Consider the following 14486-nt stretch of genomic DNA (forward strand, 5'->3'; position numbering starts at 1 on the left):
AACTTCCCCCATGAAAACGGGCCTGCCATCGCAGGCCCGTTTTGTTTTGCCGGACGATCGCCGTGCAAGGCGGGAACGATCGGCGCGGGCTAGAACGCCACAGACGTCTGGACATAAACCGTCCGCGGTTCTCCCACGTACTTGCCCTTGTTGTTGTCGTCGAACGAACGGGTGAAGTACTGGTGATTGAGGATGTTCTTGACCCCCACCGCCACTGTCAGGTCCGACAATTGCGGTCCGAAATCATAAGCCGCACGGCTGCTGAACAGCATGTACCCCGGAATTTTGCCGGTGCTGCCGTCGGCGCTTTCGGCCGAGGTGTTGGCGTTGTCGGCGAACTGGTCACTCTGATAGCTGCTGTCCAGGTTCAGCTTCCACGCACCTTCGGTGTAACCCACGCCTAAAGTACCTTTGTGCTTCGAGGAGAACGGCACACGATTGCCTTTGTTCGGCCCGTCTTCGCGGATGGTCGCGTCAATATAGGCGTAGGTGGCGTATACATCGAAACCCGCCAGCGCCGGGCTCAGGTCCTCGAGGGCGTAGTTGACGCTGGTTTCGATACCTTGATGGCGCGTTTCGCCTCGGGCGATCACCGAATCGTTGGTCTGGTTGCTTTCGTACTGGTTGTCGAAGTTGATCAGGAACGCGCCGATTTCCGCCCGCAGCGCACCGTTGTCGTAACGGGTGCCCAATTCCCAGGTCCGCGCCTTCTCCGGTTTGACTTCGCCACTGCTTACCCGGTTAGGCATCTGGCTGTATTGCACGCTGCCGAACGAGCCTTCGGTGTTGGCGTAGAGATTCCAGCTGTCGGTCAGGTGATAAAGCACGTTCAGTGCCGGCAGCGCGGTGTTGTAGTCGCCCTGGTATTTTTGGTGGGTCAGGTTGTTGGTTTGCTGCGAGTCGATCATCTCGTAGCGGACACCCGGTGTGATGGTCCACTGGCCGATATCGATCCGGTCGTCGACAAAGAACGCATTGGCTTCGGTGCCACCTCGGGTATCGCGGTCGTTGCGGCTGCTGGTGGTCGGGTATTCGTTGCTGGCAATCGGCGTGCGGTAGCGCAATTCGTGGCCCGCCTCGTTGATGTAGCGGTAGCCGATGCCGACTTCGTGGCTCGTGGCGCCGAGGTCGAAGCCTTGGGCGAAACGGGTTTCCAGGCCGCGCACCCAATACTCGCGCGGCGACAACGAGAGGAAGGTGCCCTGGTCGAGATAGCCGCTGCGCAGGGTCTTGGTGAAGAAGGTGTTGGCGGTGAACTCGCGGCGGTCTTGCTGATAGCGATAGCCGACGTTGAACATCGTCCGGCGACCCCAGAACTGGTCTTTCGGGCGGGTCGACTGGTAGGGGTCGGCATCGTAGTCGGCGACGTTCAAGCCGCCGGGCATGTCCGCCTTGCCTTCGTAGTATTGCGCCATGGCGTTGAAGCTGTTGGCGTCGTCGAGCTGATACTTGCCCTTGAGGATCAGGTCGTCGATTTCGGTATCGCTGTGTTCGCGCCAGTCGCCGCCACGGGTTCCCGAATAGAGCAGCGCGCCACCCAAGCCATTGTCGGCAGTGCCACCGGCCAGCAGATTACCGGTGGTCTTGAGGCCGTCATGGCTGGAGGAGGGGCTGGTTTCGGTCTGGAAACCACCCTTGACCGTTGGCTCATCGGGAATCGCCCGGGTCACGAAGTTGACCACGCCGCCGACGTTCTGCGGACCGTAGCGCACTGCGCCACCGCCGCGCACCACGTCGACGGCGTCCATGTTGCCGATGCTGACCGGGGCAAACGACAGCTGTGGCTGACCATAAGGCGCGAACGGCACCGGGATGCCGTCCATCAAGACCGTGGAGCGCGACGCCAGGCGCGGGTTGAGCCCGCGAATGCCGAAGTTCAGCGCCATGTCATGGCTGCCGGTGCCGTTGTTGTCCGGCGCGTTGACGCCGGGAATGCGGTTGAGCACGTCCCGGGCCTGGGTCGCGCCCTGGCGTTCGAATTCTTCGCGACGGATCACGTCCCGGGCACCAGGATGTTCGAAGACATTGATTTGCGCGGCGTCGCCCAGCCAGTCGCCGACCACTGTCGAGGTGTCCAGCTCCAGCGCCGAACCAGCTGCCGGTTGCAGGCTGAAAGCGTTGTCGCCTTCGGACCGGGCTTGCAGGCCGGTGCCTTCGAGCAGTGCATTCAAACCTTGCCCGGCGGTGTAGTTGCCTTCCAGGCCACGGCTCTGCACGCCGCGGGTGACTTGCGAACCAAAAGTGATCAGCACGCCGGCTTCACGACCAAACTGGTTCAGGGCGTTTTCCAGGGAAGACGGCGCGATGTGATAGGCCTTGGTGTCAGCGGCGTGAACCAGCGGCAGGGCGCCGAAACTCAGGCTGGCGCCGAGCAGCAGTTGACGCAGGGTTCGGGCGAGCGGGGTGAGGCGGTTGGGTTGCATGAAGGGCGATCCTGAGAAGTTGAATCAAGTGGCTTTCCTTCTCTGTCACGCCAGATCTGAAAAACGGCTCATTTAATTTTCGAGATCAAAAGATCGCAGCCTGCGGCAGCGCCTACATGGGTTTGGTGTAGGCGCTGCCGCAGGCTGTGATCTTTTGATCTTGCTTTTATACCTTTGCCTCAACCGTCACCCAGTACCGCGTAAAACGCTTCACCTTCACCGGTAAGCTGATTTCCAGAAGCTGCAGAATCCGTTCGCTGTCATCCAGCGGATAGGTGCCGGAGATCAACAGGTTCGCGACCTTTGCATCGCAGTTGAGGTGCCCGCGACGATAACGGCTGAGCTCATCGAGGAAATCCCCGAGGCGCATGTGCGCCGCCACCAGCATGCCCTCGGCCCAGGCGCCGCTGTTGGCGTCCAGCGGCAATGCGGTGCCGACGCCTTTTGCACCGAAGCTCAACTGCCGGGCGCTGGGCAGCCGGAGCGGTGAACCGCCGTCGGGCGTCAGTTCGACATGACCCTCGAACACCGCGACCTGGGTGCGATCGGCAAATTGCCGCACGTTCAGGCGTGCACCTTGGGTCTTCAGCATGCCTTGGGCAGTCTGCACCTGGAACGCCTGGGCAGCGCTGAGCAGCATTTCGCCTTCGAGCAAACGGATCAGTCGCTGTGGACCGTCGAGGCGAACATCGGCCGAGCTGTCGGTGTTGAGTAGCAACTGGTTGCCATCGCCCAACGGCACTTTGCGCCGCTGGCCGATGGGGCTGCGGTAGTCGGCCAGCAACGGCGTCAGCACAGGGTGTTCGCGCATGCCCCAGGTCACCGCCGAGCCGGCGCCCAGAATCAGCAGCAGCTTCAACGCGTGGCGACGGCTGCCGGATGTCGGTGCATTGAGCGCGGCATGGGCCAGCGGCGAAGAGAGGCCGCGCAGGCGCTGATTGACCCGCTGGATATGTGCCCATGCCCGTCGGTGCTCGCTGTGGGCATCGTGCCATTGCTGCCAGGCTTGTTGCTGGCGTGGGTTCAACGGCCCTTGCTGCATTTCCATCAACCAATGCACGGCCTGTTCGGCGACCTGGGTTGAAAAATCTGGCGGCGTGTTCATAGGGCGAAGTAGCAACGCAGGGCGGCTTTGTTCAAGTGTCGCTTGACCGTGGCAATGGAAATGCCCAGCTCGGCGGCGATCTGTGGATACGTCAGGCCATCGACCTGGGCCAGCAGAAACGCACGCTTGACCAGGCGCGGCAAACCGTCGAGCAGCTGGTCCAGCTCCATCAGGGTTTGCAGGATGATTGCCTTTTCTTCCTCGGACGGGACGACGACGTCCGGCATGTCCGCCAGCGCATCCAGGTAGGCCCGCTCCAGATCCTGGCGGCGGTAGTGGTTGAACAGCACCCGCTTGGCGATAGTGGTGAGGAACGCCCTGGGCTCGATGATCTGCGGGGTTTCGCGCGCGGTCAGGACGCGCATGAACGTGTCCTGTGCAAGGTCCGCCGCGCTGTCCGGGCAGCCGAGCTTGCGCCGCAGCCAACCGGTGAGCCAGTTGTGATGGGCGTGATAGAGCGTTTCTACGGTATTGACTGGCTGCAACGGGACCACTCCGGCCGCATCTGGATGCGTTAGAGAACAAGAATTGTTCGCATTGTAGTGGCGGGAAGCCGTTGGCGGCAATCGAGCTGACAAGCTGATCTCACTCGACAGCTTTGCGTATGAGAATATTTATCATTAATATTGCGTTTTGTTGCCCCGTGGCGTTCACGCGGCTCGCCCGGTTCAAGGTCACCCCATGAAAGTCAAAAGCGGCACGCTCCCCGTTTCCTATCGGCTGGCGGTTACTTCGCGGGTGCTGGCGGCGGTACTCGGTGGCTACATTGTCACGGCGCTGGCCAGCGTTTGCCTGACGCTGTGGGTGCCCATGGCCCGCGCCGAGGCGGTGGTGACCGGGATGATGAGTTCGTTCGTGGTGTATCTGCTGGCGGTGATCTGGTGCTTCGCCTGTCGCACGGCCTGGCGAGCCTGGCTCGGATTGATCGTGCCGGCGCTGGCCCTGGCGGTGGCAGCGGGCGTTGCGTACTGGATGGGCCGCTCATGAAAGAGGGATTTCGCCAGGCCATGGCCTGGTTGCACACCTGGGCCGGCCTGACCTTTGGCTGGCTGCTGTTTGCGATTTTCCTGACCGGCACACTCGCCTATTTCAAGGACGAAACCAGCCGCTGGATGCAGCCGGAAATCCCGGCGCGCGCGGTGTCCTCCGAGGACAGCCTGAACCTCGCCCAGCGTTATCTCGAACAGCACGCCGCGAGCGCCTCGCGCTGGATCATCGATTTGCCCGATGCCCGTGACCCCGGCCTCTCGGTGCGCTGGCAGCAGACGCCGGCCAAGCCCGGCGAGCGCGGCCAGTTCACGGAAAAACGCCTCGATCCACAAACCGGTGACGAAGTGCAAGGCCGCGACACCCGTGGCGGCGAGTTCTTCTACCGTTTCCACTTTCAACTGCAAATGCCGTATCCGTGGGGCCGCTGGCTGTCGACGATCGCGGCCATGGTGATGTTCGTCGCGCTGATCAGCGGGATCATCACCCACAAGAAAATCTTCAAGGACTTCTTCACCTTCCGCCCGCGCAAAGGCCAGCGTTCCTGGCTGGACGGGCACAACGCGCTGGGCGTGCTGGTGTTGCCGTTTCACCTGATGATCACCTACAGCAGCCTGGTGATTTTCATGGCCATGGTGATGCCGGCCAGCATCCTGGCCGCGTACAAAGGGGATGTGCAGGGGTTTTACGCCGAGGTGTTCCCGGCGACCAATACCGCCAAGGCGGTTGGCAATCCTGCGCCGTTGCTGCCGTTGTCGTCGCTGGTAGACCAGGCGCGGGGGCAGTGGTCTGGCGGGCATGTCGGGCGGTTCACGGTGAATCATCCAGGCGATGCGAACGCTTCGGTGGTGCTGGTGCGCGAGGGCGCTGACCGCGTGGTGCACGATTTCGGCAGCGCCGTGACATTCAACGGCGTGACCGGGCAACTGCTCGCCGCGACCCCGGTACAACCGCTGCCGATGGCCATCGCCGGCAGTTTCTACGGTTTGCACATGGGCCATTTCGCCGGGCCGGTACTGCGCTGGTTGTACTTCATCTGTGGCCTGGCGAGCACCGCGATGATCGGCACCGGGCTGGTGATCTGGCTCGGCAAGCGTCAACTCAAGCATGCCAGGACTGGCGTGATGCCCTTCGAATTGCGCCTGGCGGAAGTGCTGAACATCGCCAGCATGTCGGGGTTGGTCGTCGCGGTGGCGGCGTTCTTCTGGGCCAACCGCTTGCTGCCGGTCGAGATGGCCGGACGGGCGGATTGGGAGGTCAACGGCTTCTTCATGGTCTGGGGCCTGAGCCTGGTGCACGCCATGCTCCGTCGAGGACGCGCGGCATGGGTCGAGCAGCTGGCACTGGCGGCTTTGCTGTTTGGCGCAGTGCCGTTGCTCAACGCCCTGACCACGCCGTATCACCTGGGCGTCACGCTGGCGCAGGGCGATTGGGCGATGGCCGGTTTCGATCTGGCATGCCTGGGCAGTGGCCTGTTCCTCGGTTGGGCCGCGTGGAAAATGCGGCGGGCCGGGGTGGCTGAAGTCACTGGCCGACAAAGGGCACAACCGATCAATCTTGAGCAGGAGACCACCTGAATGTTGCTGGCCTGCCTGCTCTGTTACGGCGGTTTCACGGCGCTGTGCTTGTCCATGGATCGTCACCATGCCGAGTGGCTGGGACGCACGCCATCGCTGCCTGTGCGTCGACGGTTGAAGTGCGCGGGATGGTTGCTGCTGGGGCTGTCGATGTGGGCGGCGGTGTCGGCGACAGGCTGGGCATTGGGGCTGGTGGAATGGTTCGCGGTGTTGATGCTCAGTGCCTTGCTGCTGGTGATGCTGCTGCCGTATCGCCCGCGCCTGGCGCTATGGCTGGCCGCGTTGGGCCTGCTGGCCAGTCCGATTGCCGCGCTTGCGCCGTATTGAATCCATGATCAGCCATCCTCCCGAGCCCTGTGAAAGCGAGCGCGATGAACCGCGCGGCGACCGTGCGCATTTTCTCAAGGTGTTCCTCTCGCAACGCTCGCAAATGGAAGCGCTGGTGAGCCGCCGCGTGGGTTGCCGGGCGACGGCCGCAGACCTGGTGCAGGACTTGTTCCTGCGTTTCTGGCGACGGCCGCTGGTGCAGGTCGAGGAACTGAGCACCTACCTGTTGCGCTGCGCCGGCAACATTGCCATCGACCATTTGCGCAGTGAAGGCACGCGGGCGCGGGCCAGCGAAGGCTTGATGTCGCAACCGTCGGACAGTGTCGGCGGCGAGCCGCAAGCGGCACTGGAGGCGGGCAACGATTTGCGCCATGTCGAAGCGGCATTGCGGGCGTTGCCTGAACGCACGCGGCAGATCTTTTTGCTCAACCGCATCCATGGCCGCAAGTACGCCGAGATCGCCAAGGCCATGGGCCTGTCCCAAAGTGCCGTGGAAAAACATATGATGCGCGCGCTCGAAGCCTGCAAGGCCAGCCTGCGGGAACCGTCACCGCGTACGCCAGGGAAAGCACCGTGAACAACGTTCAAAGCGTCACCCCGACGCCCGCTCAGGAACAGGCCGCGCTGGCCTGGCTGAGCTTGCTGCATGACCAGCCGAGCAGTGGTGACCAGGCCACGTTCAGCCAGTGGTTGAAGGCTGACCCGGCGCATGCCGAGGCCTACGCCCGTGCGCAAGTGGTCTGGGAGTTGAGTGAAGCGCCGGCGCGCACCCTGGCCGATGAAGATGCCTTGGCCCTGCAGCGCTACCTCAATGCGATGAATCACTCGCGCCGCCACAGCATTCGTCGCGGGGCCGGTGCGTTGGCGATGGCCGCTTGCCTGGTGCTGATGATCAGTCTCGGCACCGGTTGGCAGCCGTCGCGCTGGCTCGATGACCTGGGCGCCGATTATGTCTCGGCACCGGGGGAAATCCGCACGGTCATCCTGGCCGATCAGTCCCGGGTCACCCTCGACGCCGACAGTGCGATCGCCGTGGATTTCAGTCGCGGTGAGCGCCATGTGCAGGTGCGCCGGGGTGCCGGTTTCTTCAACGTGGCTCACACCGGCGAGCCCTTTGTGGTGGATGCTGAAAAGGGGCAGGCGCGGGTGCTGGGCACGCAATTCGAAGTGCGCCTGCAACCCCAGGGGGCGCAGGTCACGGTGTTGTCCGGGCGGGTCGGGGTGACGGCAGATAAAGACGCCGCGCAGCAAATCCTCACCGCTGGCCAGCAGGTGGCCTATGGCGAAGGCGCGGCGCAACCGCTGCATGCGGTGGACAGTGAGGCGCAGCTGGCCTGGCGTGAAGGGTGGCTGAACTACTACAAGGCGCCGTTGGCCGATGTGGTGCAGGATCTGCGGCGGTATTACCCGGGGCGGATCGTGCTGCTCAATGATGAGCTGGCCAAGCGGCGGGTCAGTGGCAGTTTCCCGAGCAAGGACCCGCAGGCGGTGTTGAGTTCGTTGCAGGCTGTATTGGGGTTTGAGCAGCATCAGGTGTTGGGGCATTTGATTATTGTGCGGTGAGGCTCCCGGCCCCTTCGCGAGCAAGCCCGCTCCCACATGTGCAATGCATTCCACATGTGGGAGCGGGCTTGCTCGCGAAGGGGCCAGATCGAACACCGCATCCCTTTGAGGAAAAAATATTTCCAACTTTCTGCTGAGGTAAAACCGAACGCCATCCGTGTAGTGACTGAAACTGCGAGTCATTCGCATCCGTTGCGGTTCTACACAGGTCATGAGTCATGAAGTCCAGGGCAAAATCGGGTTCGGTCAAACAGTGGTTGGGTGTTTGCGCGTTGAGTTTTTCGGCATTGGCGCTGCTGCCGCTCAGTGCGGCGATGGCAGCAGAAACCAGTGCCCGGGACAGCACGCCATTCAGTTTTTCGATGGTCGCCAAACCCTTGCCCCAGGCCTTGAGCGAATTCAGCCGGGTGACCGGTATCAGCGTTGTCTACACCGATGAAGCGCCCTACGGTCTCAACGCCCCGGCCGTCAGCGGACGGATGAGCGCCGAACAGGCACTGCAACGACTGCTTGCCGGTTCCGGCTTCAGCTTCCGCCGAACCGACAGCCACACCATGGCGCTGGAGCCGCTGCCCACCGAAGGCGCCCTGAACCTGGGCGCAACCAACATCACCTCGGTGATGGACGAGTCGACCAGCTATCAGCCACCGCCAGTCAGCTCGGTCATGCGCACCTCGGCGCCGCTTCAGGAAATCCCGCAGACCGTCAACGTGGTCGCCGCCCAGGTCATTCGCGATCAGGCGCCGCGTAATCTGGACGATGCCCTGGCCAACGTCAGCGGCATCACCCAGGGCAACACCCTGGGCAGCACCCAGGATTCGGTGATGACCCGCGGCTTCGGCGACAACCGCAACGGCTCGATCATGCGCGATGGCATGCCGATCGTGCAGGGCCGTGGCATGAACGCCACGGTGGACCGGGTCGAAGTGCTCAAGGGACCGGCCTCGCTGCTCTACGGGATCCAGGACCCGGGCGGCGTGGTGAACATGGTCAGCAAACAGCCCGAGCTTGAGCAGTACAACGCCCTGACCCTGCGTGGCTCGACCTACGGCGAAGGCAAGAACGGCAGCGGTGGCACCTTCGACAGCACCGGCGCCCTGGGCACGTCCGGGCTGGCCTATCGCATGGTGCTGGATCACGAAGACGAGGATTACTGGCGCAATTACGGCGTGCATCGCGAGACACTGGTCGCACCGTCGCTGGCGTGGTTCGGCGAGCGCACCACGCTGTTGTTCGCCTACGAACATCGCGAATTCCTCACGCCGTTCGACCGTGGCACGGTGATCGACCCGCGTGACAATCATCCACTGGACATCTCTCGTGATCGTCGGCTCGACGAACCGTTCAACAACATGGAAGGGCGCTCGGACCTATATCACTTCGAGGCCGACCACGAGCTCAACGACAACTGGAACGCCCACTTCGGCTACAGCTGGAACCGCGAAACCTACGACGCCAGCCAGGTGCGCGTGACCGCCATCGACACGAATAAAGGCACGCTGACCCGCAGCATGGACGGCACGCAAAATGCGATCAGCACCGATAGATTCACCACCGTGAGTCTCGAAGGCATGGTCGATGTCGCCGGCATGCGGCATGACCTGGTGTTCGGCATCGATGATGAGTACCGCAAGATCTACCGTGAGGACCTGATTCGCCAGAAGAGCCTGACCACCTTCAGCTATCTCAATCCGGTGTATGGCCGTGAAGTCCAAGGCACCACCGTCAGCCCGGCGGACAGTGCCCAGACCGATTTGCTGCGCAGCGATTCGGTGTTCATGCAGGACTCCATCCACCTGACTGACCAGTGGATTGTGGTGGCGGGCGCACGCTTCCAGGAATACGACCAATACGCCGGCAAAGGCGTGCCGTTCCACGCCAACACCGACAGCAACGGGCAGAAGTGGGTGCCGCGCGCTGGCCTGGTGTATCGCTACACCGACGCCTTGTCGTTCTACGGCAGCTACACCGAGTCGTTCAAACCCAACTCGACCATCGCGCCATTGAGTGGTAGCACCGTGGTGCTCGACGGCAGTGTCGCGCCTGAGGAAGCCAAGTCCTGGGAAGTCGGCGCCAAGCTTGATTTGCCGGGGCGTGTGACGGGTAACGTCGCACTGTTCGACATCAAGAAACGCAACGTGCTGATCGCCAACGCCGAAGGCCCGGTGACGATCTACAGCGCTGCCGGTGAAGTGCGCTCCCGTGGTCTGGAAGTGGACCTGAGCGGCCAGCTCAGCGACCGCTGGAGCCTGATCGGCAGCTACGCCTACACCGACGCCGAAGTGACGGAGGACCCGGACTACAAAGGCAAGAAACTGCAAAACGTGGCGAAGAACAGCGGCTCGCTGTCGGCGGTGTATGACTTCGGCAGCCTCATCGGCGGCGATCAGCTGCGGGTCGGCGCGGGTGCGCGTTATGTCGGGGAGCGCGCGGGCAACGCCGTCAACGATTTCGAGCTGCCGAGCTACACCGTCGCCGATGCGTTCGCCACCTACGACACCCGACTGGACGGGCAGAAGGTCAAGTTTCAGCTCAACGTGAAGAACCTGTTTGACCGCACCTATTACACCTCGGCGGCGAGTCGGTTCTTTGTGTCGATGGGGGATTCGCGGCAGGTGATGTTGTCGAGCACTCTGGAGTTCTGATCACAGGCCGCGTTATCGTTCTTCGCGAGCAAGCCCGCTCCCACATATGCCAACTCGGTCGAATGTGGGAGCGGGCTTGCTCGCGAAGACGGCCCTGCAGGCGCCGAAAAAATCGGACCTAACGCAAAAACGCCTGCCGATACTCCCCCGGCGTCCCGCCCAAAGTCTGCCGAAACCGGTTGGTAAAGTGACTGGCACTGGCAAACCCGCAAGCCAGCGCAATCTCCCCCAGCGGCCGGGATGTCGAGCGCAACTGCGTCTGGGCCCGGCTCAGCCGTCGCGCCAATACATACTGATGCGGCGGCAAGCCGAAGCTCGCGCGGAACATGCGCGCAAAGTGGTATTCCGACAGCGCGCACAACGCCGCCAGTTGTCCCAGGCTGATGGCTTCTGCCAAGTGGCCGTCGATGTATTCCACCAACAGCCTTCGTTGATGCGCCGCCAGGCCACCCTTGAGGCGTAAGCCAGGACGATTGCTGACCTGGCTCAACAGGGCGTGACTGAGTATCTCGTGGGCCAGGCTGCTGGTGAGCAGGCGCTCACCCGGTTCGTCCCAGTTGAGGGCAATCAACTGGCGAAAGCGCACAGCCTGCTGTGGGTCATCGAGAAAGGTTTGCTCGCGCAGCTGCAATTCCCGAGGTTCACGATCGAGCAGCGTCACGCAGCCCAGGGCAAATTGCTCGGGGCTGAAATACAGGTGGGCCAGGCGGATGTCGCCATTGATCACCCAGCCTGACTGATGATCGGCCGGCAGGATGCACAGCTTGTCCGGGCCGCCCTTGGTGCCGGGCTGGTCGCGGCGAAAAGTGCCGGTGCCGCCGGCGATGTAGCACGACAGCGTGTGGTGGCTCGGCGCTTCGTAATCCTGGGCATCGTGATGGTTGCTCCACAAGGCTGCAGACAGGCCGTCACCGAGCTCGGCGCTGTGCTCCAGGCGAGCATTGGGCGAGCGGTTGAGGGCTTGAAAGACTTGCAGGGTTTCCAGTGCGGGCATGATCGCTTCTCTCCAACGCCTTGCATCCTACTCCGTAGACGTCCGCCTGCCAGCCCGTGGTGCGACAAAAGCGCAAGTTTATGCAAGTGCGCCAAGGCCGGGCGCAGGACACTGGGGACCAATCGAGGAGCCTTTGTCATGAACCTTTCTTTGTATTTGCTGACCGTGCTGATCTGGGGCACCACCTGGATTGCCCTCAAATGGCAATTGGGCGTGGTGGCGATTCCCGTGTCGATCGTCTATCGCTTCGGTCTCGCCGCGCTGGTGTTGTTCGTGATGCTGTTGCTCAGTCGAAAGCTGCAAGTGATGAACCGGCGTGGGCATCTGATCTGCCTGGCACAGGGGTTGTGCCTGTTTTGCGTCAATTTCATGTGCTTCCTGACCGCCAGCCAGTGGATTCCCAGCGGCCTGGTGGCCGTGGTGTTTTCCACGGCTACGTTGTGGAATGCCCTCAATGCTCGCGTGTTCTTCGGCCAGAAAATCGCCCGCAACGTGTTGATGGGCGGAGCACTGGGCTTGCTTGGCCTGGGCCTGCTGTTCTGGCCGGAACTGGCCGGGCACACTGCCAGCCCGCAAACCCTGCTCGGCCTGGGCCTGGCCCTGTGCGGCACCCTGTGTTTCTCGGCGGGCAACATGCTCTCGAGCCTGCAACAGAAAGCCGGGCTCAGGCCGTTGACGACCAATGCGTGGGGTATGGCTTATGGCGCGGCGATGCTGTCGGCATGGTGCCTGGTCAAAGGCATCCCGTTCGACATGGAGTGGAATGCCCGCTACATCGGTTCACTGCTGTACCTGGTCATTCCAGGGTCGGTGATCGGTTTCACCGCCTACCTGACCCTGGTCGGTCGCATGGGGCCGGAACGTGCCGCTTATTGCACCGTGCTGTTCCCGGTGGTGGCGCTGAATGTCTCGGCGTTTGCCGAGGGCTACCAGTGGACGGCTCCGGCGCTGGTGGGGTTGGTGATGGTCATGTTGGGTAATGTGCTGGTGTTTCGCAAACCCAGGCGCGTTGTAACTTCGGTGGCGAGCAAGTTGGCTTGAGAAGCAGATGAATTAATTGTCCTTCGCTATCAGTAGATAGATCAGGCCGAGGAACATGTATTCAATGTTGCTTCTTGCCCATTCAAAGGCGTTGCGATGGGCGGAGTAATCCAGATCGAACCACTCGTTAAGCAGAGTGACATAGAAAATCTGGTAGACGAAAAGTGCGGTGGTGAAACCAATGATTGCAAACTTTTTGGCTTCATGGAACTCATTGCGCGGTGCGGAGAGTTTTCGGCACAGCTGGTAGATGCCCACCAGAAAGCTGAAGGTGTAAATGATCTCTAGTGTAATGACTGCCCAGTAAAAACGGTGATGGTACATCGTGGAAGTGATGGCTCGATAACGTCGAGAGTCATTTCCTTGCGTATCGCTCATGCTGATGATTCGCCCGATATAGTCGGTGTATGCGGCGTAATCGGTAAAGTTGTTGGTGAGTGTCATTAGTCCGAACAGAGCCGCCATCAATACAATCAGGATTTTGCTCCGCCGAATGATGCAGGCGGTGGTGAAGTTGTTCATGCAAATACTCTCCGAATGCACGATCAGTGCTTTTGTTTGTCGGAGTTTATAGCCGTTTTTTGTAAAGTGACCGAGGACTGAGTTGCGAGTTATGTCGTGTTTGAGTGTTAAACAAGTTGTTATGGGTGATTGATTCTGGCTGTGGGCGCTAACACCTGAAACGCTATACAAGCGGCACGCCGATCAAGGCGTGCCGCGCTTCAATCAACCTTTCCAGACTTGCGGATTCACCAGATCCTGCGGCCGCTCGCCCAGCAGGGCGCTGCGCAAGTTGCTCAGGGCGCGGTTGGCCATCGCTTCTCGGGTTTCATGGGTGGCCGAGCCGATGTGTGGCAAGGTCACGGCGTTTTTCAGTTGGAACAGTGGCGACTCGGCCAGCGGTTCTTTTTCGTATACATCTAGCCCGGCGCCGCGAATCCGGTTGTTTTGCAGCGCTTCGATCAGTGCCGGCTCATCCACCACCGGGCCACGCGAAATGTTTACCAGGATGGCGCTCGGCTTCATCAACGCCAGTTCGCGATGGCTGATCAGGTGTTTGGTTTTCTCACTCAGCGGCACTACCAGGCACACGAAATCGGCCTCGGCGAGCAGTTGATCCAGGCTGCGCAACTGCGCGCCGAGTTCCTGTTCCAGCGCCGTTTTGCGGCTGTTGCCGCTGTAGAGGATCGGCATGTTGAAACCCAGGCGGCCACGGCGGGCGATGGCCGCACCGATGTTGCCCATGCCGACGATACCCAGGGTTTTGCCATGGACATCGCAACCGAACAGGGGGGCACCGACAGTGGCCTGCCACTGGCCGGCCTTGGTCCAGGCGTCGAGTTCAGCCACGCGTCGGGCACTGCTCATCAACAAGGCAAACGCCAGGTCGGCCGTGCTTTCGGTGAGTACGTCCGGTGTATTGGTCAGCATGATCCCGCGTTCGTTGAAATAGGCGAGGTCGTAGTTGTCGTAGCCCACCGAAACGCTGGACACCACTTCCAGCCTGGCGGCGTTCTCCAGTTGCGCGCGACCGAGTTTGCGGCCGACGCCGATCAAGCCGTGGGCGTTGGGCAGGGCTTCGTTGAACTGGGCGTTGATGTCACCGTTTTTCGGATTCGGCACGATGACGTCGAAGTCTTGTTGCAGGCGTTCGACCATTTCAGGCGTGACACGGCTGAAGGCGAGGACGGTTTTTTTCATGGAGGCGGGCTCGTCGGACGGAGGAGAATGCTTAGCAAGCTACTAGCTTCAACCGGCAAGCTGCAAGTTTAAAAGCATTGAACTTGCCGCCTGAAGCTTGAAGCTTGTAGCTGCCCCTCAGCT

General features: G+C 61.6%; 13 protein-coding genes. 7 read left to right on the forward strand and 6 right to left on the reverse strand.

Annotated elements, in window-relative coordinates:
• Positions 1-89: 89 nt before the first annotated feature.
• From fecA to F8N66_RS06830, 3 genes are all read right to left on the reverse strand, one after another.
• Positions 90-2423 carry a TonB-dependent Fe(3+) dicitrate receptor FecA gene (gene fecA / locus F8N66_RS06820; protein WP_150769462.1) on the reverse strand — a complete coding sequence of 778 codons (2334 nt, stop codon included), beginning with the start codon at positions 2421-2423 and terminating at the stop codon, positions 90-92.
• A 166-nt stretch (positions 2424-2589) separates the two neighbouring features.
• Positions 2590-3528 carry a FecR domain-containing protein gene (locus F8N66_RS06825; protein ID WP_150769463.1) on the reverse strand — a complete coding sequence of 313 codons (939 nt, stop codon included), beginning with the start codon at positions 3526-3528 and terminating at the stop codon, positions 2590-2592.
• Positions 3525-4013 carry a sigma-70 family RNA polymerase sigma factor gene (locus F8N66_RS06830; protein WP_150769464.1) on the reverse strand — a complete coding sequence of 163 codons (489 nt, stop codon included), beginning with the start codon at positions 4011-4013 and terminating at the stop codon, positions 3525-3527. The genes F8N66_RS06825 and F8N66_RS06830 overlap by 4 nt, the downstream gene beginning before the upstream one ends.
• Positions 4014-4209: 196 nt before the next feature.
• On the opposite strand from F8N66_RS06830, the gene F8N66_RS06835 reads away from it, so the two are divergent.
• From F8N66_RS06835 to F8N66_RS06860, 6 genes are all read left to right on the forward strand, one after another.
• Positions 4210-4515 carry a DUF3649 domain-containing protein gene (locus tag F8N66_RS06835; protein ID WP_150769465.1) on the forward strand — a complete coding sequence of 102 codons (306 nt, stop codon included), beginning with the start codon at positions 4210-4212 and terminating at the stop codon, positions 4513-4515.
• Positions 4512-6092, forward strand: a complete 1581-nt coding sequence (locus F8N66_RS06840; protein ID WP_150769466.1) for a PepSY-associated TM helix domain-containing protein — start codon at positions 4512-4514, stop codon at positions 6090-6092. The genes F8N66_RS06835 and F8N66_RS06840 overlap by 4 nt, the downstream gene beginning before the upstream one ends.
• Positions 6093-6419 carry a DUF3325 domain-containing protein gene (locus F8N66_RS06845; protein WP_150769467.1) on the forward strand — a complete coding sequence of 109 codons (327 nt, stop codon included), beginning with the start codon at positions 6093-6095 and terminating at the stop codon, positions 6417-6419.
• A 4-nt stretch (positions 6420-6423) separates the two neighbouring features.
• A complete protein-coding gene (locus tag F8N66_RS06850) occupies positions 6424-6996 on the forward strand; it encodes an RNA polymerase sigma factor (RefSeq protein WP_150769468.1) in 573 nt (190 codons plus the stop codon).
• Positions 6993-7982, forward strand: a complete 990-nt coding sequence (locus tag F8N66_RS06855; RefSeq protein ID WP_150769469.1) for a FecR family protein — start codon at positions 6993-6995, stop codon at positions 7980-7982. Before F8N66_RS06850 ends, F8N66_RS06855 begins: the two co-directional genes overlap by 4 nt.
• A gap of 218 nt (positions 7983-8200) precedes the next feature.
• Entirely contained in the window at positions 8201-10627 is a 2427-nt protein-coding gene (locus F8N66_RS06860; RefSeq protein ID WP_150769470.1) for a TonB-dependent siderophore receptor, read from the forward strand.
• 118 nt (positions 10628-10745) lie between these two features.
• Here F8N66_RS06860 and F8N66_RS06865 read toward each other — a convergent pair whose 3' ends face one another.
• A complete protein-coding gene (locus F8N66_RS06865; RefSeq protein ID WP_150769471.1) occupies positions 10746-11621 on the reverse strand; it encodes an AraC family transcriptional regulator in 876 nt (291 codons plus the stop codon).
• A 138-nt stretch (positions 11622-11759) separates the two neighbouring features.
• Between F8N66_RS06865 and F8N66_RS06870 the strand changes: the two genes are divergently transcribed.
• Positions 11760-12662: a DMT family transporter gene (locus tag F8N66_RS06870; protein ID WP_150769472.1), complete on the forward strand. Its 903-nt coding sequence runs from the start codon at positions 11760-11762 to the stop codon at positions 12660-12662.
• Between the two features lie 12 nt (positions 12663-12674).
• On the opposite strand, the gene F8N66_RS06875 is transcribed toward F8N66_RS06870, so the two are convergent.
• Together F8N66_RS06875 and F8N66_RS06880 are read right to left on the reverse strand one after the other, a co-directional pair.
• Positions 12675-13184, reverse strand: coding sequence for a DUF2165 family protein (locus tag F8N66_RS06875; RefSeq protein WP_150769473.1), 510 nt, complete (start codon positions 13182-13184; stop codon positions 12675-12677).
• A gap of 204 nt (positions 13185-13388) precedes the next feature.
• Positions 13389-14363: a 2-hydroxyacid dehydrogenase gene (locus F8N66_RS06880; RefSeq protein WP_150769474.1), complete on the reverse strand. Its 975-nt coding sequence runs from the start codon at positions 14361-14363 to the stop codon at positions 13389-13391.
• Between the last annotated feature and the right edge of the window lie 123 nt (positions 14364-14486).

Source organism: Pseudomonas fluorescens (genome assembly GCF_902498195.1).
GTDB lineage: Bacteria > Pseudomonadota > Gammaproteobacteria > Pseudomonadales > Pseudomonadaceae > Aquipseudomonas > Aquipseudomonas fluorescens_BU.

What these genes read in the sequence shown, in the direction of transcription:
- fecA (WP_150769462.1), bottom strand. Translation starts at nt 2,423, where the DNA reads ATGCAACCCAACCGCCTCACCCCGCTCGCCCGAACCCTGCGTCAACTG.
- F8N66_RS06825 (WP_150769463.1), bottom strand. Translation starts at nt 3,528, where the DNA reads ATGAACACGCCGCCAGATTTTTCAACCCAGGTCGCCGAACAGGCCGTG.
- F8N66_RS06835 (WP_150769465.1), top strand. Translation starts at nt 4,210, where the DNA reads ATGAAAGTCAAAAGCGGCACGCTCCCCGTTTCCTATCGGCTGGCGGTT.
- F8N66_RS06840 (WP_150769466.1), top strand. Translation starts at nt 4,512, where the DNA reads ATGAAAGAGGGATTTCGCCAGGCCATGGCCTGGTTGCACACCTGGGCC.
- F8N66_RS06845 (WP_150769467.1), top strand. Translation starts at nt 6,093, where the DNA reads ATGTTGCTGGCCTGCCTGCTCTGTTACGGCGGTTTCACGGCGCTGTGC.
- F8N66_RS06850 (WP_150769468.1), top strand. Translation starts at nt 6,424, where the DNA reads ATGATCAGCCATCCTCCCGAGCCCTGTGAAAGCGAGCGCGATGAACCG.
- F8N66_RS06860 (WP_150769470.1), top strand. Translation starts at nt 8,201, where the DNA reads ATGAAGTCCAGGGCAAAATCGGGTTCGGTCAAACAGTGGTTGGGTGTT.
- F8N66_RS06865 (WP_150769471.1), bottom strand. Translation starts at nt 11,621, where the DNA reads ATGCCCGCACTGGAAACCCTGCAAGTCTTTCAAGCCCTCAACCGCTCG.
- F8N66_RS06870 (WP_150769472.1), top strand. Translation starts at nt 11,760, where the DNA reads ATGAACCTTTCTTTGTATTTGCTGACCGTGCTGATCTGGGGCACCACC.
- F8N66_RS06875 (WP_150769473.1), bottom strand. Translation starts at nt 13,184, where the DNA reads ATGAACAACTTCACCACCGCCTGCATCATTCGGCGGAGCAAAATCCTG.
- F8N66_RS06880 (WP_150769474.1), bottom strand. Translation starts at nt 14,363, where the DNA reads ATGAAAAAAACCGTCCTCGCCTTCAGCCGTGTCACGCCTGAAATGGTC.